The sequence below is a fragment of the Proteiniphilum sp. LBM24028 genome (assembly GCF_056629195.1).
In genome coordinates this window covers 3,814,797-3,840,677 of the sequence record NZ_CM152817.1, presented here as the reverse complement: position 1 = coordinate 3,840,677, position 25,881 = coordinate 3,814,797, and the positions used below count along the sequence as shown (strand labels likewise).

The following is a 25,881-nucleotide window of genomic DNA, read 5'->3' as shown; positions in this document are numbered from 1 at the left end:
TATGACAAAAGTAAATCCTGAATTTGCAACAGAATTAACAAAATACGGCATAGGCGACTTCAACGCCTGTTTCAACTGCGGAAACTGTACGGCAACCTGCTCATTATCTACCAGCGACAGTTCATTTCCCCGTGAGATGATACGCTACACCACGCTGGGCCTGGAAGATGAGATCAGGTCATCGCTGAAACCGTGGGAGTGTTACTATTGCGGCGAATGTTCCAGAGAGTGTCCGCGCAAGGCCAATCCCGGCGAGTTGATGATGTCGCTGCGGCGATGGCTCACGGCGCAATATGACTGGATCGGTCTCTCGGGACTGCTCTACCGCTCACTGACCCTCACCGTCACGGCGCTGCTACTGGTGGCTGCCGGTGTATTCCTCTTTGCCCGCACCGTCCACTTCGATGCAGAGGCATTACTCCATACGGGACACCGCTTCGAGATGCTGGCAATCGCCACCGTCTTCCTGGTGATCTTTATCCCCAACCTGTTTCGGATGTGGTATTACACCATTGTGAAGAACGGGGTGAAAGCACCCGTAAAGAGATATCTCACAACCCTGTCCGAGTTGTTTGTGCAGATGTTCACCCAGAAAAGGGCCAGAGATTGCGACGGGAAGGACAACTTCCGCTGGCTGGAACACCTGGTGCTGGTGTTCGCCTACCTGTCGCTTCTCTTCACCACTGTCTTCCTCAACTGGTTCGGTACCGGGAGCCTTTTTATCATCGTGCTCGGTTATGTGGAGAGCTTCCTCATCTTCGTCATCACCGGCCATTTCGTCTCGGGCAGGATAAAGCGGAACAAGGCACTGAACACGTTTTCACAGCCCTCCGACTGGCTGTTTGTGATCTGGCTGCTGCTGATGGGACTGACCGCCTTTCTGGTGAGGCTCTTTATAGACCTGCAGATCCTCGAAGCCAACATCTGGATTCATCTGATCCATCTGACCCTGTTGGCACAGTGGGCGCTGATCATCGTCCCCTTCGGCAAATGGACCCATTTCCTCTACCGTTCGTTTGGTCTCTATTTCGTCAAAATAAAAACGATGCAGAAACCGGCGTAAACGACAAATTCCCTGTTACCCGGATATAAAATAATCGAAAAGGGGCTTTCATAACAGAGAGTCTCTTTTTTGACGTTTATTTGCACGGAAAGAAAAATCTGTCGATATCCCACTCTCCCCGCCAACCCAATCTTTTAAATTTACAAGGCTTTTTGGGTTCTTAAAAAGAAAACATCTATATTTGAGGACTAATAACAATGTTTTTCGTTAAATGAAAACAGATACCGATGAAGAAAATACTGATACTGATTGATTATTCCAGCGAATTCAGCCGACGACTATTGCGGGGCCTGATCCAATATTCCAAAGAACATGGCCCCTGGATCTTTTACCGGCTACCTGCTTACTATAAAACGCTATATGGTAAAGAAGGTATTGTGGAATGGGCAAGAGAATGGAAAGCAGATGCCATTATTGCACGTTGGGACCATGAAGGGACAAACATATTGGCCACGTTAAACATACCGATCGTGCTTCAAAATTACAGGGAGCGGAGCCCCTATTTCTCCAACCTGACCGGTGATTATTTTGGTACAGGACAAATGGCTGCGAAGTTTTTCATCAAACGACGCTATCGTAATTTTGCCTTTTATGGCAATAAGAATGTTGTCTGGTCACGTGAAAGGGCGGAAGGGTTCAGGACCCAGATAGAAAAAACGGGTGGAAATTACCATTATTTTGAAAGTGATAATCTTGATGGAGAAGAATGGGGAACCAGCCATATACAGCTCGATGAGTGGCTCTTGTCGTTACCCAAGCCAGTGGGTCTGTTCGCCTGCGACGATGATTTTGCTTTAAGGATATCACAGATATGCAAAATCAACAACATCAAAATACCTGAAGAGATCTCATTGTTGGGGGTTGACAACGACGAGCTGATCTGTAACCTGTCAGATCCACCCATCTCCTCCATCGTCACGGATGTGGACAGAGGCGGCTATGAAGCCGGGAGGCTGATAGACAGGCTAATGAAGGGAGAGAGGAAAGAGCCCTTTAACATCGTCATTGAGCCTACAAGATTCGAACTGAGAAAATCGACCGAAAAATTTGATATCGCCAATGAGCACATCTCAAAAGTCGTGAACTACATCGAGGACAACTTCACCTCGGATATCAATATTGAAGCATTCTCGGAAATGGTTCCGTTATCACGACGCAATCTGGAAGTGAAGTTCAAGGAAGAAATGGGGACATCCATCTATCAGTTTATATTAAGCTGCCGAATCGACTATTTCGCTCATCTGCTGTTAACTACCGACAGAACGCTCTTTGATTTGGCTTTGGAGTCAGGATTTAATGATTGCAAAAACATTTCCCGTATTTTTAAAAAAATAAAGGGCTATACACCGGTTGAATATCGCAAAAAACACGATGGACAGCGTCAATAAAAACGTTTTTTGAAATTAGAATTACGTTTTTAAAGCATATTTCCATTCCTTAAACTATAATTTTGTATAAACAAATGAATGGAGCAACAACTTCATGTATGTGTAATAATTCTAAAAAAGATGAACAATACATCCCCGGTCAATCACATCCAGGATAAACGTACCACGATCCAATCCATGATCATCCTGGCCTGTTTATTTTTTATTTTCGGCCTGGTATCCTGGGTGAACACCATTTTGATACCCTATTTCCAGTTAACACTGCAACTTTCCAATTTTCAGTCCTACCTGGTCACCTTCGCCTTTTATATCGCCTATCTGATCATGGCCATTCCGTCCTCCTTTCTGCTCAACAGGACAGGCTACAAAAAAGGAATGATGTTCGGATTATGGTGTATGGCCCTGGGGGCATTGCTTTTCGTACCGGCAGCCTACTGGCGTATCTATCAGATATTTCTCCTGGGCCTGTTTTTGTTGGGTGTTGGATTGGCCATTTTGCAGTCTGCCGCAAACCCTTACGTAACCATTGTGGGACCCATTGAGAGTGCAGCAAAAAGAATGAGTATGGTGGGTACCGGCAACAAGCTGGCTGGCGTGATTGCCAACCTGATCTTTGCTGCGGTGGTTATCAGGGAATCCGACAGGGTACTCATGAAGGAAATAGAGGCTGGAGTTTATACCGGTGAGTCACTTGAAGTTGTTTTGGATACACTGATAAAGGGTGTGATGACCCCTTACCTCATATTGGCAGTCGCGCTGTTTATTTTTGGCATAATCGTCCGTTACTCACCTCTCCCGGAACTGGATCCTTCTGTGGTAAACAAGCGCCCCGTGGAGGACGAGAGTTCTCAGAAGCACATCCTGCAGTATCCTGCGCTTCTGTTGGGGGTGTTGGCGATGTTCTTTCACATTGGTACGCAGATGATCGCGCTGGGAACCAGCATTCAGTACGCCGGAACGATGGGAGAGAGTCTTGCAGGCCCGGCACAGAACATTCCCTCCTATACGATGTTGCTGACCTTCTTCGGCTATTTTCTGGGTATTGCATTGATCCCAAAATATGTCAAACAGAGAAATGCCCTGCTAGTCTGCTCTTCAATAAACCTGATCCTTTCTATTTTGATTATCACTACTTCCGGCACCGTTCAGATCTTTGGTATGACAACTGATATCTCGCTTTGGTATCTCGTCATGATGGGACTTCCCAATGCCCTGCTCTATGCCGGGATCTGGCCATTGGCAATCAACGGCCTGGGAAAATACACCAATCTGGGATCTGCTTTTCTTGTGATGGCCCTCTGCGGGAGTGCCATCATGCCAATCGTCTACAACTCATTTGTCGAGATGAATGGATCACTCTCCTCATTTGAGGCGATGAAATTTGCATATGCTGTGCTTATCCCCTGCTTTGCATACATTGTATGGTATGCCGCCTGGGGTTATAGGATTAAATCCTGGAGGAGAGCAGTCCCTTGATAATATTTACAACAATCGTATTTGCAACAGGTTGCATATGTGATCTGTTCCTGATACGGATAATATTTAAGAACGCATGAAGAATCGATTAATCATTCAAAACGGAAAAGTGATTTTTCCGGACAAAATAATGGAGCACTTGACAGTAGTGGTGGAAAATGGCAAAATTGCCGGTATTGTCAACAAGAATGAGTTCATACTTGCCGGTAATGATGTGGTGATTGATGCAGACAACAGGTATGTGGCACCCGGGTTCATCGATATCCACACCCATGGTGGTGGCGGACACGACTTTATGGACGGCACGGTAGAGGCTTACCTGGGTGCTGCGGAAACACACGCCAGGTTCGGTACCACGGCATTGCTTCCCACTACCCTCACCAGTACTACCGGGGAGCTTTTCCAGACCTTTGCCATCTATAAGGAAGCCGTAAAGAGAAATACAAAAGGAGCAAAATTCCTGGGGTTACATCTTGAAGGGCCCTACTTCGCCTATAATCAGCGGGGAGCCCAGGATCCCAAATATCTGAGAAATCCGGAACCGGAAGAGTACAACGCTATTTTGGAAGCTTCCGACGATATCGTGCGCTGGAGCCTGGCGCCCGAGTTGCCGGGAGCACTTGAGTTCGCGAAAGTGCTCAGGGAACGTAACATTCTTACCGCCGTGGCACATTCCGATGCCATTTATGAAGAGGTGCTGGATGCTTACGATGCCGGCTTCACACTTGCCACCCATCTCTACTCCGGCATGTCCACCATCACACGAAGAAACGCCTTCCGCTATGCGGGTGTAGTGGAGGCAGCCTATCTGATTGACGGGATGAATGTGGAGATCATTGCCGATGGAGTACATCTGCCCAAATCGCTGCTGCAGTTTGTCTACAAGTTCAAGGGTCCCGACAGGACGGCACTTTGTACCGATTCCATGCGGGGAGCCGGCATGCCCGACGGTGAATCTATTCTGGGCAGTCTCGATAAAGGTCAAAAGGTCATCATTGAAGATGGTGTTGCCAAGCTGCCGGATCGTACTGCCTTTGCTGGCAGTGTCGCCACCACGGACCGACTGGTACGTACCATGGTTGGTATAGCAGAAGTGCCCCTGGTGGAAGCTGTCAGAATGATGACCCTTACTCCGGCCCGTATCATGCAGATAGATCGGCAGAAAGGATCTATCCGGGAAGGAAAAGATGCAGATTTGGTACTATTTGATGAGAATATTAATGTTTCACATACAATCTTAGAAGGAAATGTCATATACGAAGACTAACGATCAGGTAATCACATTCACAAAAGGAATGCTGGAAGTGAGGATCTTCTCCGGAAGAGAAGAGATGGGTAGGGAAGCGGCTGCAAATGTGTCGGCCACCATTCAAAAGCTACTTGAGAACAAAAAAGAAATCAACATGATTTTCGCAGCGGCACCATCGCAGAGTGATTTCATGCAAGAACTGATTGCAGATGAACGGATTCAATGGGACAGGATCAACGCATTTCACATGGATGAATACATCGGCCTGGAGAAGGAAGCTCCACAGGGATTCGGTAATTTCCTGAGAGATCGGATTTTTGGCAAAGTACCTTTCAAAAGTGTGCATTATATCAACGGGAGAGCGGAAGACCCGTTGGCAGAAAGCAAAAGATATTCGGAACTCCTAACGCAATACCGGGTCGATATTGTCTGCCTGGGAATCGGAGAAAACGGTCATATTGCCTTCAACGACCCACCTGTGGCCGACTTTAATGATCCCAAGTTGGTAAAAGTGGTCGAGCTGGAAACAGCCTGTCGCCAGCAGCAAGTAAATGAAAAGCTGTTCGACACACTGAGTCTGGTGCCGACACATGCACTCACCGTGACAATACCGGCACTTCTGAAAGCCAATTACATGTTCTGCATGGTACCGGCCAAAAATAAGGCAGAAGCGGTTTATCGCACATTAAACGAAGAAATCAGCGAGAAATGCCCGGCCACTATCCTGAGAACAAAAGAAGGTGCTATTCTCTATTTGGATAATGACAGCGCATCATTGCTGAATTAATAAACTACATATGCAACCTCAACAATTCATTCAAAAAAATCTGTTATGAAACTCAAAATTTTATGTTCCGCCATTTTGTCGGGTATCCTGTTTACGGTCCAGGCACAGATAAAAATTGGCATCATAGGTCTGGATACCTCTCACGCAATAGCTTTCACCAAGTTCCTGAATGGAGAGGATAAGAAAGAAGAATTTAAGGATTTTAAAATTGTTGCAGCCTATCCCTACGGATCAAGAGCCATCGAGTCAAGTTACAAGCGGATCCCCGGTTATATAGAGCAGGTGAAAGAGCTTGGAGTGGAGATCGTCCCTTCCATCGCCGAACTTCTTGACAAGGTGGATTGTGTCATGTTGGAGACAAACGACGGGAACCTCCACTTGGAACAAGCCTATGAGGCATTCAAAGCGGGAAAGATCGTTTTTATCGATAAACCGATAGGTGCTAATCTGGCGCAAGCCATTGCTATTTTCCAATTGGCCAAACGATACAATGTTCCTGTCTTCTCATCATCCGCTTTACGGTATGTGGAGCAGAGTCAAAAATTACGTAATGGCGAATTAGGAAAAGTATTGGGTGCTGATAGTTATTCTCCTGCACATCTCGAACCATCACATGCCGGGATGGCGTGGTATGGAATACACGGCATTGAGACGCTGTTTACCGTAATGGGAATAGGGTGTGTGTCAGTAAACCGCATGTCTTCTGAAGGTACAGACATGGTAGTCGGGCTCTGGAATGATGGAAGAATTGGAACTGTGAGAGGAGCGCGTACAGGAAAAGCACCTTATGGAGGAACTGCTGTCACGGACCAAGGAGTTGTCTCCACGGGGGCATATGCAGGTTATGAACCACTGTTAAAAGAAATACTCAATTTCTTCAAGACTCGTATTCCACCTGTAACGGAAAAAGAGACACTGGAGATATTTACCTTTATAGAAGCGGCCGATATCAGCAAAAGCAAAGGAGGCAGAATCATCCCTATGGAGACAGCCTATAAAAAAGGTGAGAAAGAGGCGCAAAAACTGATCCGCAAATTAAAATAGCAGAAAATGAAGAGGAGTTGGTTGATCATCGGATTGGGACTGGGTTTATTTTCTTGTACACAAAAAAGCAACCAAGAAGACGGAATGCAAACTTCATTTACGGGAAAAGAGGGAGAGATAAAACTCATCGTCGTCGCTCCCGGCCATTTTCACGCCAATCTGTTGCAAAAAAGCAGGATGGAGCAAGTGAACGATTCGGTGTTCGTGTATGCCCCTGTGCGCGATGCAGGGTTACAACAATACCTCTCGGCCGTCGGGTCATTCAACCAGCGGGATACCTATCCCACGCGCTGGGAGGAAACGGTTTATACCGGTGAGGATTTTCTCGACAAAATGGTTTCCGACAAGAGAGGGAACGTGGTAATCCTCGCGGGGAACAACCGGGATAAAACAGAACATATCCTCACGGCGGTAGATGCCGGATTCAATGTCCTGTCGGATAAACCGATGGCGATCAACCGGGAGGACTTCCTTCTGTTGGAAGAAGCATACGCCAACGCCGACACGCAGCACGTGTTGTTATATGACATGATGACCGAGCGGTACGATCTGCTCAACATCGTTGAGAAGGAATTGATCAATGACATTGATTTCTTTGGGAAATTGCAACCAGGCACGCCTAAAGATCCTGCCGTATATATGGAGAGCGTGCATCATTTCTACAAAGAAGTGTCCGGCTCACCGTTGATCCGTCCGGCATGGTACTACGATGTGGAGCAGCAGGGGGAAGGGATTGCCGACGTGACCACGCACCTGATCGATTTGTTATTCTGGAAATGCTTCCCCGATCAATCGATTAACTACAGACAAGATATTGGGAATATCTCATCCACCCATTGGCCAACCGACATCACGTTGCCGCAGTTCACCCAATCGACAGGAGAATCATCATTCCCCGATTATCTCCAAAAATATCTTGATGATTCAACGCTGAAAGTTTATGCCAATGGAACCGTGCACTTCGATGTGAAAAACCACAACGTGGAATTGAAGGTGACCTGGAATTGGGAAGCTCCCGCCGGGAGCGGCGACACTTTCATGTCCGTCATGAAAGGCTCGAAAGCAATTCTGAAAACGGTGCAGAACAAGGAACAGGTTTTTGTAAAACAGCTCTACGCTCAAAAGCCCGAGGGATTGGATGAAAACGAATTTTCCGATAACCTCCGGGAAGCGATCGAAAAAATCCAAACAACCTATCCCTTTGTGTCTGTTTCTCCTACATCCACCAAAGGGGAGTATCTTATCAACATCCCGATGGAAAACAGGGAAGGGCACGAATCGCATTTCAAATACGTTGCCGAAAGTTTTTTTGGTTTTTTAGTACATCGTGACATGCCCGAATGGGAAAAAACCAATACCTTAGCAAAGTACCACATCACGACAAAAGCGGTAGAGGGTGCACGAGAGGACGATTGAAATGGACGGCATATATTATGAAGAATCGAAAATGTTCCATGGTGCGTTGAAAAACATCATGGGGACACGCTTCGATATACTGATCATTGACCAGATCAGATTGAAGTCCCGGGAAATATGGGGTGAAATTGCGTTTGAACTCCGACGACTCGACCAACTTTTCAACCGTTTTGATGAGGTCAGCGAAACGTCAAAGATTAATCGTGAAGCCGCTCTTGCCCCTGTGCAGGTAAGCCCGGAAATGTGGTTTGTCCTGCAAAATTGCCGTCAGTACTACAGACGGACATTGAAATTATTTGATATCACGTTGGATGATTTTTCAAAAGTAGTTTTGGACGAGAATGACCACTCTGTTTCCTTCTCCCAAGAGGATATCACACTCGATTTCGGGGGCTATGCCAAAGGATATGCGTTGGTAAAAATCCGCGACCTGATTGCGCGGTCAGAAGTACAGCACTGTTTTATCGATTTCGGCAATAGTTCCATCATGGGGATTGGGCATCATCCTTATGGAGACGCATGGAAGGTTAGTTTTGAAAACCCATATAACAGGGCTGTCGTTTTGGATGAGATTACCTTACAGGATATGGCTCTATCAGTCTCAGGTAATACGCCTTCCTATACCGGGCATATTGTACGACCTGACTCGAGGAAGCCGGTAAAAGAACACAAAGCGGTCTCTGTCATGTCTGAAAATCCTTTGGACGCCGAAATACTAAGTACCGTACTCATGATAGCTACAGACAGGGAAAAAAAACAGCTCTCTGAAAATTTCACAACACAACAAACAATGGAATATATTTTATAAATATCATGTCAAAAAGAAAATCTAAACAAGTAGACACCAGCCTGCGACAATTCATCAAAGATCTGGGATACATTTCCGGCGGTGCCGCACTTCTGGCAAGCACTCCTTGGCTGCAGTCGTTCACACCCGATAAAGCCAAAGAGATAAAGAAAGAGAAAGCCCGGATAGGATTTATCGGAACCGGGTCCAGGGGGATATATAACATGCATGCCGTTTTGCCATTACAACATGCCGAAATCGTGGCATTGTGCGACATTTACCCTCCAAACCTGAAAGAAGCTTCCGATCTTTGTCCCAGTGCTAAAACATACTCCGATTACCGGAAGATGCTAGAGTCAGCCGAAATTGACGGGGTTGTTATATCTACCCCGCTTTACCTTCATGCACCCATGACTTTGGATGCGCTGAGTGCGGGAAAACATGTCTATTGCGAAAAGGCAATGGCACTGAATATGGAGGAGTGCAAAGCCATTTACGACGCCTATCAAAAAACGGATAAAGTGCTTTATTTCTGCATGCAACGCATGTTCGACGAGAAATACATAAAAGGGATGCAGATGATCCATTCCGGATTAATCGGTGACATTGTGGGAGAGCGCTGTCATTGGTTCAGGAATCATGACTGGCGGCGTCCCATTCCCTCACCAGAACTAGAACGGCAGATCAACTGGCGGTTGTATTGGGATTACTCAGCCGGGCTAATGACGGAGCTGGCATCACATCAGTTGGAGGTATGTTGTTGGGCCATGCAGATGATTCCCGAATCCGTTGTAGGAACAGGCGACATTGTTTTCTGGAAAGATGGTCGTGAAGTATATGATAGTGTAAACTTGGTTTACCACTATTCTAATGGAGTCAAAATTAATTACGAATCGCTTATCTCCAATAAATTCAATGGCATGGAGGACCAGATATTGGGCAATAAAGGCACGATGAACCTCGCTTCCGGCGTGTATTATCTGGAAAATGAAGTCGGTGGAAGGAAATCGGGTATAGAGCAGCTGATCGGACAGATAGGCAACAAATTATACGCTTCTGTGCCAGCCGCTGGATCAAGCTGGCGTCCGGAAACGAAAGAAAGTTACGTGGCGCACAATATTTTAGCGGGAGACTTCAACGTGAACCTCGGACAATCCATGATAGGTGCCCTAAAGGACGGTTCCGACGAGATTTTATCCGCTTTCTGCCAGGCATGCATTACCGGAGAAAAAGGAAAAAATATTGTGGAAGAGGCATACGTGGCGACCATGCTGTGTCACCTGGGCAACCAAGCGATTGTCGAACAAAAGCAAATCACCTTCCCGGAAGCGTATAAAATCCCTTACATGAAATTCTCTTAACGCACTTCTCATGAAAGATATCGTTATCACATCAAAACGGTTAAAAAAAGAAATCTATCTCCTCTCCGCCTGTTTTTTCGCGGCATTTTTGACCAACATCATTGCAATCATAGTTTTCAAAACACCTTGGTATGAGATGTTTACACAAATAGGGTATGTCATTGCCATCACACTGGTTCTCTATTTGATCGTTGCCCTTTTCCGGTTTATTTCTTACGGAATAATTAGGTTGATAAAGAAATCATAACGGAAGAATTCTCAAATGATTCATGTCGATGAGTATTTTCATACTGCGATAAGTGGTGCTTCTAATTCTTCGGAACGCCAGGATGCGTATGCCAAAGCTTCTTTTATATCCTCTTCCTCCAAATAAGGATACATTTTGAGGATTTCCTTATAAGAATAACCTGACGCCAACAATCCGATGATCGTGTCTACGGTCACATGTAAACCTTAATACAAGGTTTGCCTCCCATTATATCCGGACCGAGAGTAGTTCTTCTTAACTGTTTCATATTCATATTTTTTATTATTCTCAACTATTACAAAGATAATAATTCTTTCTTACTACAATTATGCCCTTTTCTTTTTTATCCATCTGATATGCATCCTGATCGGGCAATAGTATCTAATAACCATCTCAGGGGGTTATTGCAAATTTCAATTGCCCGGACATTGCGTGACTGAATATTTTCGTTTATTGAGAAGAGAAATGCGGGAATACCACTTTTCTTAACTTCCCTTTTGCTTTTCTTTGCATGTTAACGGATATGGGTAATCTTTTAACGCCTATTATTTATCTATAAACCGCCTATAAAAATGAGCCTGATACGAATAAAAAAAATATCACTGAAAACGTGGATCATTCTTCTGCTTTGCCATTTATTTATTGGGCAGGCAGCGGGTCAGTCGTTTTACCGGTATTACACCGGGAAGGTTAAGGCTTGGAGCACGATAAGCCCCTACTATTCTCCACCCGAAGAGTACGCCGAAAAATACGGTGACTATCGTTCGCCGTTCTTGTTTTACAACGGCGATTCAGTTAAAACTAAGCAAGATTGGCAAAAGCGCAGGGAAGAGATTCGTGGCAGATGGATGGAAATGATGGGAGAATGGCCACCTCTCATGGATCGGCAAGAATTTGAAATCATCGGTAAAGAAGAGATCGAAACTTCTACCCGTTATAAAGTACGTTTTAATTGGACTCCCAACGAAAAGACAGAAGGTTACCTGCTTATACCGAATAAAAAAGGGAAAAAACCTGCTGTAATCTCCGTTTTTTATGAACCGGAGACTGCCGCGGGAATTGGAGGCAAACCTTACCGGGATTTCGCCTATCAACTGGCAAAAAGAGGTTTCGTCACATTGTCGCTCGGCACTTCTAAAACCACGGCAAACAAAACCTACTCCATCTATTACCCAAACAGGGAAAGCCCTAGCTTGCAGCCATTATCTGCCTTAGCTTACGCTGCGGCAAACGCATTGGAAGCGCTGACAAAAGTGAAGGATGTGGATCTGGAGCGGGTTGGGATCGTGGGACATTCTTATGGCGGAAAATGGGCCATGTTTGCATCCTGCCTGTATGATAAATTTGCCGCTGCCGCTTGGATTGACCCCGGTATCGTCTTCGACGAAACCAAGGGTTCGGGAGTCAACTACTGGGAACCGTGGTATCTTGGATATTATCCGCCACCTTGGGAAAACACATGGAATAAAACCGGCGTGAATGCGAGAGGATTATATCCAAAATTACGGAAAGAAGGATATGACCTGCACGAATTGCATGCCTTGATGGCACCCCGCCCGTTCCTAGTATCCGGTGGTTCATCTGATCCCATCGAGCGGTGGATTCCGTTGAATCACACCATTGCCGTGAATAAGTTTTTGGGTTACGAAAACAAGGTGGCCATGAGCAACAGACCTCAACATAGCCCCGATGCCGAATCGAATGAAATAATATATTCCTTTTTCGAATGGTTCCTGAAATAAAATATCCACTATAGTTACACGCAACATGAGAAATTTACGGTTTATAACACTATCGATTCCCAATAAGCCCATCAATTAAAGAAATGGTATTACGAAGACAATTCATTTTAAATAGTATTAGAGCTCTGGGTGGCATTTCACTGTTAAATTCAGGTTGCGTACCAAGCAATAATAAACAGCTGGAAACTCGTCCTTCACGCTTTCCGCTTCGTTCTTTAGAAGGAAGCATTAAGATTACTGACGTGAATCTTCAATTCGAACGAGAGCCACTTCTTAGCCCCTTCGGCTTCAAAGGCGGTTACCTGTCGGAACTCTGGCAAACAATCAGCTACCTTCAGAGCGATAATGGTTATCACGCTATTGGACTGGGAACACAAAGCGTGCTATGGTCCGATGAAAACGTTTTTTCCTCCAGTTCCGAGGCAGGTGGAAATGCCTACATGTATGCCTTAACCGAACGTGCACTTCAGTTACTCAAGAATGTCTCGTTTACATCCCCGATGGATGTAATCGATCCGCTGTATGAGGAGATTTATGAATATGGGAAAATTATTACTGCCAACCCGAAACTAAGAAAAACGTTCGCGTTAAATGCCTTGGTATCTGTAGATAACGCCATTTGGCTGCTCCATGCGAAAGAAAATGGGATTACTAATTTCGATGAGTTGATCCCCCAAGAGTTCAAGTCCACTTTCTCGGAAAGACATGACAAACTGGCAGCCATCCCCCTGATATCCTATAATATAAGCCTCGAAGAACTAAGAAAAGAAGTAGAAATGGGATACTTCTTTATGAAAATAAAGATCGGCCAATCCGGCACCCAGCAGGAGATGCTTGAAAAAGACAAGCAACGGCTACAAGAGATTCATTCGGTCTTGAAAGATATTCAAACACCCTATACACGTAATGGAAAGCTCCCGTACTATTTTGATGCCAACGGCAGGTACGAAACAAAGGAGCTTTTCAATCAGTTTTTAGATTATGCCGAAGGGATTGGGGCATTTGATCAAATCGTAGTAATCGAAGAGCCTTTCCCGGAAGAATTGAAGATCGACGTATCGGATATTCCGGTACGACTGGCAGCAGATGAGAGCGCGCATACAGACCAAGACACGATTGAGCGGATCCAAATGGGATACCGAGCAGTAGCACTCAAACCCATAGCTAAAACACTGAGCATGACACTGAAAATAGCAAAGGCTGCTACGGATAGGAATATTCCCTGTTTCTGCGCTGATTTAACAGTCAATCCCGTATTGGTGGAATGGAATAAAAATATTGCAGCCCGATTAAATTCGTTTCCCGGATTAGAAAATCTCGGCTTGGTTGAGAGCAATGGGCATCAAAATTATGTAAACTGGGACCAGATGCGGCAATACTACCCCAAGCACGAGGCCTCGTGGGTTAATGTAAGAGAAGGATTTTACCATACAAACGCTGAATTTTTCAACAATGGAGGAGGTATCTTCGATCCCATACCTCATTACGAGGCAATGTTTATTCAATAAGTTATCACGTAAAAAAATAAATCATGAAAGAAAAAACAACGCGAAGGGATTTTCTCAAAAAATCGACCCTGGCTGCTGCCGGTTTATCGATTTCCGGAGTGGCACATAAATCAGTGGCCGCACCAATTATGGACACAAAAAAAAGAGTTATCGACGCAAACGACAAAGTGCGCGTCGGCTTCATTGGAGTCGGCAACCGGGGAACACAGCTCCTGCAGCTATTTATGGAGCAGCCTGATTGTGAAGTGGCAGCACTTTGTGATGTATATGAACCGTATGTAACGCGCGACTATTCAACCGTTCTGGATCGGTATAAAAAAGATATGGGAAACCGCATCCCCAAAATGGGAGAGAAATTCCCTAAGGATGTCAAACAATTCAAGGACTATCGCCTCATGCTGGAAGACCAAAGCATCGACGCGGTATGCATCGCCACCCCGGATCATTGGCACGCTTTACAGACAATTGATGCCATCAACGCCGGAAAAGATGTCTTTGTTGAAAAACCCCTATCGAAAACAATCGCTGAAGGCCGGAGAATGGTTGAAGTAGGCAATAGCAGCAGGCAAATAGTGACCGTTGGATTGAACAGGCGGGGCGCGCCTACCTTTCAAAAATTAGCGAAAGAGATACCTGCCGGGAAAATTGGTAAAATAACCTTTGGCACGGCATGCCACGTGAGCAACATGTATCCTAATGGGATCGGGAAATTGCAACCTGAGACTCCTCCCGCCAACTTTGACTGGGACATGTGGCTGGGACCCAGGGCATACAGACCCTATCAATATAATATTGCCCCTTACATGTTCCGTTGGTGGGAAGACTACGCCAACCAGATATCGAATAACGGGGTACACTATTTAGACCTGCTCCGCTGGTTGCTAAATGAAGAAGCTCCCGTCGCCGTCAGTGCACACGGTGGAAAATACGTGGTAGACGATGACCGCACGATTCCCGACACGATGCATGTCACCTACGAATTCAAATCAGGCGTACTGGTTACATTAAGCATCCTGGAGGCAAGCACCGGCAGTTTTATCCCTCATGGGTTCCTCGAATTAAGGGGTACAAAGGGAACATTGCATACCGATGAAAATGACTATAAGATCACCCCTGCCCGTGCCGGACAGTTTCAGACATGGAAGCCCATGATCGAACCGGAAGATTATTCCCTGTCCAAAGACGATACACTTTTGATAGATGGAAGTTATAAAAATAGTGCGTTTAGTCTTATACGCAACTTTTTGGATTGTGTGAAATCACGCGAACAACCTTGGGCTACATTGGAAATCGGTCATCGTTCCACCTCATTAGCTCATTTAGGAACCATTGCGATGATGACACGTGAAAGGCTTGAATGGGATGCCATAAATGAAAGATTTACAAATTCTAATATTGCCAACAAATACTTATCCTACGAGTATCGAAAACCTTGGAAACTATAAATAAAACGATTATGAGAGTATTAAGAAAAGTTTTATTACCCCGTGTAATCCAATTGATCCCCGTCAATAACATCCTTTTAATTCATCTTCTTGGTTGAATCATAGACGTAAAAAATAGAATCAAAAAACTCAATTTAATATTTTATGATTATGAAACATCTCATGAATATCTTATTTTTTTCTTTGCTTTTATTTAGCTGTGAGAATTTCAAAAAGCCTGTTCTCTATGTTTACAGCTCAAACATAAATAACCTAATCAGAAGCTTAGAAGAACAACGATCTTTCAAAGTCATCCATTTAAAAGACCTTTCGGAAGTCAATAGTGTAGTGCCAGAGAATAGTGCTGTACTCATTTTATCAGAAAATTATCCGGAAGAAAAAACACCACTCAATGAAGACTTTTATCGGTTGCTGATAGAAAGAAATATAAGAGCATATATTGAATATCCATCTTGTGTTCCGAATATTCATTTTATTAAATCAGAAGAAATAAAAAAGCAAAGAGTAGTTGTGAATTCTAATTTTTTCGATGAATTGGATAGTTTGACCATTCTTCAACTTAATGGATTATCTTATATAGAGGTTGATAAAGATTTAAATAACGTTCATTTAGTAGCAGCCAAAGTGGCTGGCTTTGATTCTGCAATATATGGTTTGCCGGAAAAAGTATCTCCCCTTTTATTTGAAATGCCGGACAGCCCCATGCTAATCTCTCTTACAAATTTAAGTAATTTTATTACTGGAAGATATTCGCCAAATGATGCTTGGTGTAAATTGTGGGAACAAATTTTGAGATATTTACTGCCAGACACAAGAATATCTTCTTTAATTTTTGAACCTTCAATTACAACAACCTATTCAAAAACTGAACCTCTACCGGCTGATGCACAACAGAAAAGTATTAAGTTGGGAATTGAGTGGTTTAAAAATGCCAAAATGCTAATTCCCCCTCATTATACTGACACATTAGAGTTTTTAAGAAAAAATGAAATTAAACAAATTAAATGGGATTCGGAAATGACATTCGGAGATGGAACTTTGGGTGTCTTTGAATGTATTTTTTCCGAAATTGATCACGACGGCTCACAACCAATTGGTACTTTCGAAAGAGGAGACTGTGTAAGTGAGACTGCGATGGCTTATGCTACTGCGGGTAAATTATTTAATAATAGTGAGTATCTCGAAATCGCAGAAAATCTACTTGATTACTATCTGTTTAATTCAATCGCATTAAAAGGAGAGTATAGTAATCCTATCAGTGCAGCATATGGATTAATTCCATGGGGGATAAACAATGAATACTGGCGAGGTATTAATTATGGAGATGATAATGCTCGCTTCCTCCTGGCGGCCATAACTACTTCTTCGATTTTGGATACCGACAAATGGGATGATTTAATTATGAAATCACTGCTTGGGTCGTTGCGGACTACCGGCAAAAATGGATTTAGGGGTAATTTGCTTAGTTTTAATAATTTTAAAGAGCAAAATGATTGGAGATATTATTTTGATAGGGATATAATTAATTTAAGACCGCATTTTGAAAGCTATCTGTGGGCTTGTTATTTGTGGGCATACCATAAAACAGGAGAAGAACTTTTTTTAGATAGAGCACAAAAAGGGATAGATATAACCATGGACAACTATCCTAATGGTCTAACCTGGACTAACGGATTATCACAAGAAAAGGCCAGAATGATCTTGCCATTATCTTGGTTAATAAGAATCAGCGACAACCCCAAAAATAGAGATTATTTAAACACGGTTATTTCCGATATAATGAAATTGCAAGATGAAAGTGGTGCCATCAGGGAAGAGATTGGAGATATTAAGATGGGAAGATATCCACCTCCATTGACGAACGAAGCTTACGGGACGAATGAGGCTTCTTTAATCGCTCAAAATGGTGATCCTGTTACAGATCTCCTATATACTGTAAACTTCGCCTTACTTGGCTTACATGAAGCCTCCTATGCAACTGATGATCCTACAATCAAGGAAATGGAAGAAAAACTGTCTGACTTTCTAATAAGAATTCAGGTTAAATCCGAGAAACATCCCGAAGTACACGGGGGATGGATGCGGGCTTTTGATTATAATAGATTCGAGCACTGGGGCTCCAATGCTGATCATGGTTGGGGAGCATGGTGTATTGAAACTGGTTGGACACAAAGTTGGATTCTCTCTATTCTCTCTTTAAGAGAAATGAAAACCTCTATCTGGGATATTTCAGCTAACGCAACGATTAACGATAATTTTTTATCCCTAAAGCACATGATTGCGTATTAGCCTGAATTATTTACAGAAAAAGAGAAAAGCTCTTTTATTATTTTGGTAAACAGAATCAAAGATGCATTTCAAATAATTACCTCGCTATCCCGCATGCCGGGATCACAGATTCAGCGTATTAATAAAAAACAATATAGTGGACAAATTATGAAGTATGTGCTCTTTATAGCTATTATTACAAACTGCCAGATAAACTTTTTTGCTCAATCAGACGATGGTTTAATCATTCCTACTTTTCAGCAGGTACCTGAGAGAGCGATTTTGTACCCGCTGAAAGACAAAAAAATGATCTATCCCGACAGTCTTGTTGATATTGCAATCAACAATATCGCCCAATATTCTTCGGCAAGAGCTGTTCGGGACCGAATTCTTAAAAGAGCTGATTACTGGCTGGATTTCACTGATGAGGAGTTATCCCGGTTGATAACGAGTGCTGCGGTTCCCCGGGCGTTTGACTTAAGCACAACAGGTTGCCCCGTACATGGGGATTCAATATTTCAAATCAGGGGAGCCTACCCCTGGATCATCGATCCGAAACATCCTTTACAAGTAAAATGCCCGGTTGGTGGAGAGACATATCCCTCCAATAATTTTGTCACCTATTATTCAAGCGGGTTCAAAGACAAGGTAGAATGGGACACCGAATATGTAGATGATGGATGGGGATGGGTCTCACCTTCAGGTGAAAGATATTGGTTTGTAGCCCACGCTAATCAATGGCTATGGAATCGTCAAATTTTACCGGGTATATCTGTGCTCAGTCAAGCATACATCCTCACGGGAGATCAACAATATGCCTCGAAAGCTATTAACATGTTATATCGAGTTGCATCGGCTTATCCATCAATGGATTATGAAAATCAGTCTCGCTATGGCTTGATGATGCGACAACAAGGCAAGCGTTATCCTGGGAAAATATTGAACCGCATATGGGAAACGAATACGATTATAAATCTCGCGGAAGCATACGATATGGTCTGGGATCAAATAGACCGGGAATTGATGTTACAGCAACGATTGGGAAAGTCAGGAGAAGATATCCGGGCGTTTATAGAAGCCAATCTTTTAGAAGAGGGGTTGGAAGCGATTGAAGAACAAAAGATTTTAGGAAATTTCGGCATGCATCAAAATGCTTTTGTCACCCTGCACTTGTCCCGGCAACATGCAGGCACGGATGAAGCAATGCACCAGCTTCTCAATGAACCTTCTTCAAGCATAGCTACAACCGGCTTGCGATATGCCCTATATAATCAGGTGATGAGGGATGGGATGCCGTATGAGTCTCCTCAATACAATACCATCTGGATTAGTCATTTGACGAAAATTGCCGAAAAATTGTCAAAAATGAATATTGACCTTTTCTCTGAGAGTCGTCTAAAAAGGCTCATTGACACCCCTCTAAAAATGGTGGCAACCGAATTATACACGCCCGATTTGGGAGACGGTGGTTCAGTTTTAGGAGGCGTTATCGGGAAAAATCCTGATATTTATCACATCGCATATAATCATTACGGGGAAGACAAATACCTCCAATGGATCAATCGATCTAAAGAACAAAGCTTTAGTTCATTTGCGTCCCTATTTCGCAAGCCATTGGTCTCGATTCCCAAATTGCCCGGTGGAAAAGTAGTTGCACCTGCTCCCTCCAGAATTTTTGCCGGCTATGGGTTAGGCATATTGAATAATCCATCCGATCAAACAGCTGTTTCTCTTACCTACGGAATGCACGTCTCTCATTTTCATTGGGATTTTCTGAACATCGAAATTTTCGCCAATGGCCAAAAAATGATGCCCGATTTAGGATATCCGGATGCCATGAATGTATTCGTGCCGGGAATTTACACTTGGTCACGAAACACGATTTCCCACAATACGGTCGTCATAGACGAAAAACGTCAACAACGGAATCTACCCGGGGCACTATATAATTTTGCGGACGGATCTTTTGCGAGAGTCATCAATGCTTCTTCACCCGCATACGAAGATGCTCAAATTTACAGACGTAATATAACTATGGTGGATACAGACAATGAACAGAGTTATTTTATCGATTTTTTTCATGTCCATGGTGGTTACTGTCACAATTATTCATTGCACGGCCCTCCGGGTGAGGTGATTTCACGGAATGGCAGCTGGAGTGATATTTTGCCCGGCACCTTTGCTGGACCAACTGTTGAAATTGGAAAGATATATGATGATGTTAAATTGCAGAATGATGGACATAAAACGGGTTACGCTGCCTATCAAGGATCCGGATATCAGCATTTGTTTAACGTTCAAAAGCTTAAAAGCGGTAATGGGATGGTGGAATATCGTCATTCCCGTGATAAAAACGCGCGATTACGATTGTTGTTATTACCTGATACGGATCAGGATGTGTTTTTAGCAGATGCTTACGATAAGCCCAGGGGAAAGGAACATTTGTTGAAATATTTGATTGCCCGCAGAAAATCAAACAATGATATTCCACTTGAAAGCACCTTTATCAGCCTTATCGCACCACATAAGGGAGAGGATAGCCTGTTCAAATCTGCTCAATTAATCCAGTTGGATCGTGGTAAAGGGCATGTTGTTGAAGTCAACAGGGATCTGTTGACAGATGTAGTTATCCATGACCCGACAGGTTCACAAAAGTTTTTACTAAAATATGATATACACACCGATGCAACAGATGTAGTGGCAACATTTAAAAATAATAAGCTAATCCGGTTATTCTTTAGTGAGGGATCATATTTTCGCTCTAATGGACAACAATTTAAATCCGAGGAGATTCGAGGTAAAGTAATTAGCGTGGATGCTAAAAACAACACGTTTCAGGTCGAATTGAATAAGACAATTGAATCTCCCATCAATGACCTCTTCGGCCGTATTGCTTTTTTCACTAATTCATACAGGACAACGGCACATCCAATAGAGAATGTAGAACTGATAAATGGCAGCTTAAAAATTCGCACCAGCGATGATCTGCTGACAGGCCATTTAAGAATAGATGATATCGTGGAAGACCAATTGAAGAGTAATACCAGTTTAACTTTTACGAAAGATTACGCGGGAGCAACCCTCCTGGATAGCGACTTCCGGGAGGTAAGCACACTCGAGGGTGTATATGGGGGAACCTTGTCAACTAATCATCGTACAGCCGTAGATGCAATGTCTGTTGGAGATGAGGCCTGGATATCTAATATAGGTATCGGGGATGAGTTTGTGATTAAATCCGTTTTTTCGTGGGATCATCAACAATAAGTATAAGTTGAAATAATCAACTTTCACCAAAGACGGAAGTATTTTCAACGTTTTTAGAGGAAACCATTTCGCAAAATTAAACATTTTTCTTTCTAATTTCAACTTTATTTGCATGTTGAATAAAGCGATAAAGGAGAATTAATCTTTAGTAATCGTAAAAAAATAATTAAAACAGGAAAAATTGATGCTCTAAGACGACTAATTTCAGATAAACACCTACTAATAAATATATATATATATAATAATACCGCTAATTATCGTAAAATAATTAAAAAAACAAGTATCTAATTTCTTAATATTTAATTTATGATGAATAATAAGCAAAAAGTCCTTTTTATTGTCTGTCTTTTTATTTTTAATGCAATTTTAACAAATAAAGGTTTCGGGCAAATGAACCGCAACAGTCTTTTTCAAGGCGAAGATACGATACGATTGCTGTATGATACGAAACAATCAAAATTTCTTACAGGTTCAGTGTCTTACATATCGGGGGACGTCATTCAGAATATTCCCATATCAAATATTCTGAATGCTTTGCCGGGAAGAGTAACCGGAATGTTTCAGACAAATGTGACCGGGCTTCCTGGTTTCGAGGAATCAGACCAGGTAGTGCGAGGGCATCATTCATTTAGAAACAATAACACTACAATATTGATTGATGGGAGACCCGACGACATAAGAATGCTTGATCCATATGACATTGAAAGTGTCAGTGTGCTGAAGGATGCCGCGGCAACTGTCCTTTACGGCCTGAAATCAGCAAATGGTGTAATTTTGATCAACACGAAGAAAGCCCAAGCGGGCAGGGTGAAAGTAAATTTTAATAGCGAGACTTCATTTTCCCAGTTTGGACGAAAGCCAAAATTCCTTGACGCGTATAATTATGCACTCTTGTATAACGAGGCATTACGGAATGATAATCCAGACGCCACGTTAAGATACGACCAGGCAGCGCTGGACAATTATCAGAATGGAACCAATTTGTATGTATATCCCAATGTAAACTGGGGTAAAGAGTTTCTAAGGGATCTCACGATCCAAACAAGAAACAATATTGGGATTAGTGGGGGAAATAACAATAGCAAATTCTATGTGGCGGTCAACTATTATTACGCCAATGGACTGTTTAATGTGGAAGATGATTTAAATACCTATAATACGAATTCCAGTGTAAAGACATTCAATGTGCATGGGAATGTGGAAACCAAGGTCGGTAACAATTTATCCGTAAATATTGACATACGGGCGAAAAAAAATAAAATGAATGCACCTATCACTGGTTTAAACAATGGACTTTTTGCGCAAAGCATGCTTACCTACATGTATTCAACCCCGTTTAATGCGCACCCGATTGTAAATGAAGACGGATCTATAGCCGGGACAAATGACTATCGGAATAACCCTTACGGGATGTTAAATCATAAGGGATATACCATGGAAGACAATTTTTCATTGTCAACTTTCGCAGACGTGGTTTATAATCTAAAAGACCTTGTAAAAGGTTTTAAAATAAAAGCACTGGTTGGATTTAATAATTATAATGATTACCGCACCTATAGAACCAAGAACTTTGCAGTATATCAATTGAGAACGGATGGGAAAACCTATGATCAAATTGGAACGGATACCCAAACCGGTAATTCGGGAGCTTACGACTATAACTTCAGAAACTATCAGCATTACCTCTCCCTCCTTTATTCAAATCGTTTCGGAGATCATGACCTGGACGCTTTTATCATGTACGAGAGGTTTCAAAGTGATAATCTGCTCTCTTCTGATTTGTATGCGAATTTTCAAGGGCCCAAAGGAAAAGTCTCCTACAATTTTAAAGATAGATACTTAGTGGATTTTGCTTTTTCATATCAAGGGAGTGAGCAGTTTGCCAAAGGCAGCAGATATGCTTTTCTGCCAGCCCTTTCTGCAGGATGGATTGTATCAAATGAAAACTTCCTGAAGAACAACTCCTTTGTGAATTTCCTGAAATTTCGGGGTTCTTATGGTATCACCGCAAACATGCCAGGAGTATATTTTGGTTATTTATCGGCATATTCGGGCGGATCGGGTTATTCGTTTGGAGTGAATCCCGCGACTCAAGCAGGATACACAGAAACCAAAGTGGAGAATCCTACCATCACGTGGGAGAAAAACAGAATCTTAAATGCCGGAATTGATCTGAGTGTATGGAATAACAGGTTGAACCTCGGTTTTGACCTCTTTTCAGAAAATAACAACGATATCATGATTCAAAATGCAATTACAGGTATGTATGGAGCAACCGTGTATGTTCCAGAGGGTAAGTTTAAAAATAAAGGGTATGAATTGTCGGCTGGGTGGAACGATAAAATCAATGATTTCAACTATCACGTCAATTTCAACTATTCTAAATCTGTCAATGAAATTGTTTACCAGGATGAGGCGATAAGAGCGTATCCATGGATGTATAGAACAGGAAATCCATATGGCTCCAGATTCGGGTATGTTTTTGATCGCTATTTCACGGAGCAGGATGACATTAGCTCGCTTCCCGATCAATCCCTTTTGGGAGTGCAAAAGCCGGGAGATCTAAAGTATAAAGATTTGAATGAAGATGGCGTTATCGATGAAAATGACATCGCATTTATTGGTAAATATAAAATGCCGGAGGTGTATTATGGCATAAGCCTGGGAGCAGAGTTTAAGAAAATCGACCTGAATGTTTTCTTTGAAGGAACACAAGGCAGCACCACGTATAATTCCGGCTGGACTTACTGGGACTTTTATAGCACAACAGGAAATGTCCTCGAACATCATCTGAATAGATGGACTCCTGGAAAGAACCAATCTGCCAGCTATCCCCGATTAACCTTAAACAATAACAACAACTACGTTGCAAGTTCATATTGGGTGCAAGATAATTCTTTTTTCAGGCTTAAATACGTTGAATTAGGATATACTCTCCCCAAGTCATTATCCAGTAAAATTGGAATGTCTAAACTGCGGCTTTTTGTCAATGGAAATTACTTATACACGTGGGATAATGTTAATACAAAAGATCCGGATGGACCTGATGGCGCAATGAATTATCCTTTACGCCGCACATTCAGTGTGGGATTTAATATTAGTTTTTAATTATAAAAGTTAAACAATTATGAGGAATATAGTTATTTGTTTAATACTCTCCACAATACTTGGGATGTTCTATTCTTGTGCTGAAGACACCATTAACTCCCGGCCAGTGGACTTTACCCCCATCGAAATTTTATTAGGAGACTCGGTCAAAATCAATGGTTTTGTGAATAATATTTACGCCGATATTCCCACAGGCCATAACCGACTGGGATCCAATTCGATGGTAGCAGCTTCAATTGATGAGGCAGTGCATGCCTCCGTAGGATCTGAAGCAGAAAGATGGGGTACCGGAAGTTGGGGTCCAACTACGCTGCACGACAACTCGTTCTCTTCATCTTACGATGCTATTAGAAAAACATTTATCTATGAAGAACTCATAAGGCCAAATATCCAAGATTTCATTATGGGTCCTTACGGAAGAGACATCCTATATGGTCAAGTTCTGTTTTTAAGGGCTTTGTATAATTTTGAACTTTTGAAGCGATTTGGAGGATATCCTATCGTAGATAGAATGTTGAACGCAGGTGAAGAGCTGAGTTTTCCCAGAAACACGTACGATCAATGTGTAGAATATATTGCATCCCTGTGCGATGAAGCAAGTGGACTTCTTCCCACCTCGTACGCTGCCAACCAGTTAGGCAGGGCAACAAAAGGTGCGGCATTGGCACTAAAGTCGAGATTATTGTTGTACGCAGCAAGCCCTCTATTTAATGATGCTTCAAATCCCAGCGACGGATTAGAGCGGGGAACATACAACATCTCAAAATGGGAAGATGCGGCAGAAGCTGCTGCCAGTATTATAAACCTCGCTTCGAACGGGAGCGCAGTCTATTCTTTATTCAACGATTATGGCACTTTCTTTAATACATTGAATAACAACCGTGAGATCATATTTTCACGCATGGAGGGAGCCACAAATACGTTAGAGCGCTTGAACGGACCGGTTAGTATCACCGGAGGATTGGGAGGAACGAATCCAACCCTGGAACTCGTGGACTCTTATGAGATGATTAATGGGACACGCTTCGATTGGGACAATCCGATACATGCGGCAAATCCTTTTTTAAACCGGGAGCCACGTTTTTATAAAAGTATTTTATACAATGGGGCAACATGGATGAACAATATGACGATTGAAACATTCTCCGGCGGAAATGATCTTGAGGGAACGAACGCAACAAGAACAGGTTTTTATCTTCGAAAATTTTTAAGCGTGAACGCAAGGTGGAATGCCCCTACCGGTACGGCTTTCCATTGTTTTCCGCTATTCCGTTTTGGAGAAGTCTTGTTAAACTACGCGGAAGCGATGAATGAGGCCTATGGACCTGACACCGATCCGAAGGGATTCAGCCTAACTGCACGTGATGCTATTAAAATGATCAGGGTAAGAGCGGGAATTACGGGGAATATCGATTTATCACAAACTGTGCCTGCGGGAGATAAAGTGAAGATGAGAGATGCCATCCGGCATGAAAGAAAAATTGAACTTGCCTTTGAAGAACATCGGCATCTGGATCTCCGAAGATGGAAAATAGCAGTTGAAATACTCAACAGCCCCGTCCATGGAATATCGATAACCAAAAATACGGACGGCACTTTTTCTTATAGTAAAGCTGTTGTTGAGAACAGGGTATTCGATCCGAAGATGTATCTCTATCCTTTTCCTCAAACGGAAATCAGCAGGAATCAAAATTTAATTCAAAATACTGGGTGGTAACCATTTAATTT

The 25,881-nt window shown here is 42.9% G+C and carries 18 protein-coding genes; 17 read left to right on the top strand and 1 reads right to left on the bottom strand.

Features of this window, described 5'->3' with window-relative positions; translation table 11 throughout:
• Window position 1 precedes the first annotated feature (1 nt).
• The 10 genes from AC1HCU_RS15390 (at window position 2) to AC1HCU_RS15345 (ending at window position 10,818) form a co-directional block, all read left to right on the top strand.
• Window positions 2-1,063 (top strand): 4Fe-4S dicluster domain-containing protein, encoded by a 1,062-nt coding sequence (locus AC1HCU_RS15390; protein WP_480367468.1) that lies wholly within the window; start codon window positions 2-4, stop codon window positions 1,061-1,063.
• Between the two features lie 227 nt (window positions 1,064-1,290).
• The gene (locus tag AC1HCU_RS15385) at window positions 1,291-2,451 is read left to right on the top strand and encodes a XylR family transcriptional regulator (RefSeq protein ID WP_480367465.1); all 1,161 of its coding nucleotides are present in this window, start codon (window positions 1,291-1,293) and stop codon (window positions 2,449-2,451) included.
• Between the two features lie 120 nt (window positions 2,452-2,571).
• Window positions 2,572-3,927: an MFS transporter gene (locus tag AC1HCU_RS15380; protein WP_480367463.1), complete on the top strand. Its 1,356-nt coding sequence runs from the start codon at window positions 2,572-2,574 to the stop codon at window positions 3,925-3,927.
• Between the two features lie 76 nt (window positions 3,928-4,003).
• Window positions 4,004-5,194: an N-acetylglucosamine-6-phosphate deacetylase gene (nagA, locus tag AC1HCU_RS15375; protein ID WP_480367461.1), complete on the top strand. Its 1,191-nt coding sequence runs from the start codon at window positions 4,004-4,006 to the stop codon at window positions 5,192-5,194.
• Window positions 5,175-5,963 carry a glucosamine-6-phosphate deaminase gene (locus tag AC1HCU_RS15370; protein ID WP_480367459.1) on the top strand — a complete coding sequence of 263 codons (789 nt, stop codon included), beginning with the start codon at window positions 5,175-5,177 and terminating at the stop codon, window positions 5,961-5,963. Before nagA ends, AC1HCU_RS15370 begins: the two co-directional genes overlap by 20 nt.
• Window positions 5,964-6,008: 45 nt before the next feature.
• Complete coding sequence (locus AC1HCU_RS15365) at window positions 6,009-7,007, top strand: Gfo/Idh/MocA family protein (protein ID WP_480367457.1); 999 nt, start codon at window positions 6,009-6,011, stop codon at window positions 7,005-7,007.
• A gap of 6 nt (window positions 7,008-7,013) precedes the next feature.
• Window positions 7,014-8,423, top strand: a complete 1,410-nt coding sequence (locus AC1HCU_RS15360) for a putative oxidoreductase C-terminal domain-containing protein (RefSeq protein WP_480367455.1) — start codon at window positions 7,014-7,016, stop codon at window positions 8,421-8,423.
• Window positions 8,424-8,454: 31 nt separating this feature from the next.
• Window positions 8,455-9,231, top strand: a complete 777-nt coding sequence (locus AC1HCU_RS15355; protein WP_480371262.1) for an FAD:protein FMN transferase — start codon at window positions 8,455-8,457, stop codon at window positions 9,229-9,231.
• A gap of 5 nt (window positions 9,232-9,236) precedes the next feature.
• On the top strand, window positions 9,237-10,571 hold the full coding sequence (locus tag AC1HCU_RS15350) for a Gfo/Idh/MocA family protein (protein ID WP_480367453.1): 1,335 nt from the start codon (window positions 9,237-9,239) through the stop codon (window positions 10,569-10,571).
• A 10-nt stretch (window positions 10,572-10,581) separates the two neighbouring features.
• Window positions 10,582-10,818 carry a hypothetical protein gene (locus tag AC1HCU_RS15345; protein ID WP_480367451.1) on the top strand — a complete coding sequence of 79 codons (237 nt, stop codon included), beginning with the start codon at window positions 10,582-10,584 and terminating at the stop codon, window positions 10,816-10,818.
• A 38-nt stretch (window positions 10,819-10,856) separates the two neighbouring features.
• Here the strand turns inward: AC1HCU_RS15345 and AC1HCU_RS15340 are convergent, their stop codons facing one another.
• A complete protein-coding gene (locus tag AC1HCU_RS15340; protein ID WP_480367449.1) occupies window positions 10,857-11,015 on the bottom strand; it encodes a DUF433 domain-containing protein in 159 nt (52 codons plus the stop codon).
• Window positions 11,016-11,399: 384 nt separating this feature from the next.
• Here AC1HCU_RS15340 and AC1HCU_RS15335 point away from each other — a divergent pair, with 384 nt between their 5' ends.
• The 7 genes from AC1HCU_RS15335 (at window position 11,400) to AC1HCU_RS15305 (ending at window position 25,870) form a co-directional block, all read left to right on the top strand.
• The gene (locus tag AC1HCU_RS15335; RefSeq protein WP_480371259.1) at window positions 11,400-12,560 is read left to right on the top strand and encodes an alpha/beta fold hydrolase; all 1,161 of its coding nucleotides are present in this window, start codon (window positions 11,400-11,402) and stop codon (window positions 12,558-12,560) included.
• Window positions 12,561-12,802: 242 nt separating this feature from the next.
• Window positions 12,803-14,068, top strand: a complete 1,266-nt coding sequence (locus AC1HCU_RS15330; RefSeq protein WP_480367447.1) for an enolase C-terminal domain-like protein — start codon at window positions 12,803-12,805, stop codon at window positions 14,066-14,068.
• A 23-nt stretch (window positions 14,069-14,091) separates the two neighbouring features.
• Complete coding sequence (locus AC1HCU_RS15325) at window positions 14,092-15,513, top strand: Gfo/Idh/MocA family protein (RefSeq protein WP_480367444.1); 1,422 nt, start codon at window positions 14,092-14,094, stop codon at window positions 15,511-15,513.
• Between the two features lie 150 nt (window positions 15,514-15,663).
• A complete protein-coding gene (locus AC1HCU_RS15320) occupies window positions 15,664-17,802 on the top strand; it encodes a hypothetical protein (RefSeq protein ID WP_480367442.1) in 2,139 nt (712 codons plus the stop codon).
• 42 nt (window positions 17,803-17,844) lie between these two features.
• Window positions 17,845-21,045: a heparinase II/III domain-containing protein gene (locus AC1HCU_RS15315; protein WP_480367440.1), complete on the top strand. Its 3,201-nt coding sequence runs from the start codon at window positions 17,845-17,847 to the stop codon at window positions 21,043-21,045.
• Between the two features lie 390 nt (window positions 21,046-21,435).
• The gene (locus tag AC1HCU_RS15310; protein WP_480367438.1) at window positions 21,436-24,153 is read left to right on the top strand and encodes a SusC/RagA family TonB-linked outer membrane protein; all 2,718 of its coding nucleotides are present in this window, start codon (window positions 21,436-21,438) and stop codon (window positions 24,151-24,153) included.
• A 163-nt stretch (window positions 24,154-24,316) separates the two neighbouring features.
• A complete protein-coding gene (locus AC1HCU_RS15305) occupies window positions 24,317-25,870 on the top strand; it encodes a RagB/SusD family nutrient uptake outer membrane protein (RefSeq protein ID WP_480367435.1) in 1,554 nt (517 codons plus the stop codon).
• The last annotated feature ends 11 nt before the right edge of the window (window positions 25,871-25,881 follow it).

What these genes read in the sequence shown, in the direction of transcription:
- AC1HCU_RS15390 (WP_480367468.1), top strand. Translation starts at nt 2, where the DNA reads ATGACAAAAGTAAATCCTGAATTTGCAACAGAATTAACAAAATACGGC.
- AC1HCU_RS15385 (WP_480367465.1), top strand. Translation starts at nt 1,291, where the DNA reads ATGAAGAAAATACTGATACTGATTGATTATTCCAGCGAATTCAGCCGA.
- AC1HCU_RS15380 (WP_480367463.1), top strand. Translation starts at nt 2,572, where the DNA reads ATGAACAATACATCCCCGGTCAATCACATCCAGGATAAACGTACCACG.
- nagA (WP_480367461.1), top strand. Translation starts at nt 4,004, where the DNA reads ATGAAGAATCGATTAATCATTCAAAACGGAAAAGTGATTTTTCCGGAC.
- AC1HCU_RS15370 (WP_480367459.1), top strand. Translation starts at nt 5,175, where the DNA reads ATGTCATATACGAAGACTAACGATCAGGTAATCACATTCACAAAAGGA.
- AC1HCU_RS15365 (WP_480367457.1), top strand. Translation starts at nt 6,009, where the DNA reads ATGAAACTCAAAATTTTATGTTCCGCCATTTTGTCGGGTATCCTGTTT.
- AC1HCU_RS15360 (WP_480367455.1), top strand. Translation starts at nt 7,014, where the DNA reads ATGAAGAGGAGTTGGTTGATCATCGGATTGGGACTGGGTTTATTTTCT.
- AC1HCU_RS15355 (WP_480371262.1), top strand. Translation starts at nt 8,455, where the DNA reads ATGTTCCATGGTGCGTTGAAAAACATCATGGGGACACGCTTCGATATA.
- AC1HCU_RS15350 (WP_480367453.1), top strand. Translation starts at nt 9,237, where the DNA reads ATGTCAAAAAGAAAATCTAAACAAGTAGACACCAGCCTGCGACAATTC.
- AC1HCU_RS15345 (WP_480367451.1), top strand. Translation starts at nt 10,582, where the DNA reads ATGAAAGATATCGTTATCACATCAAAACGGTTAAAAAAAGAAATCTAT.
- AC1HCU_RS15325 (WP_480367444.1), top strand. Translation starts at nt 14,092, where the DNA reads ATGAAAGAAAAAACAACGCGAAGGGATTTTCTCAAAAAATCGACCCTG.
- AC1HCU_RS15320 (WP_480367442.1), top strand. Translation starts at nt 15,664, where the DNA reads ATGAAACATCTCATGAATATCTTATTTTTTTCTTTGCTTTTATTTAGC.
- AC1HCU_RS15310 (WP_480367438.1), top strand. Translation starts at nt 21,436, where the DNA reads ATGAACCGCAACAGTCTTTTTCAAGGCGAAGATACGATACGATTGCTG.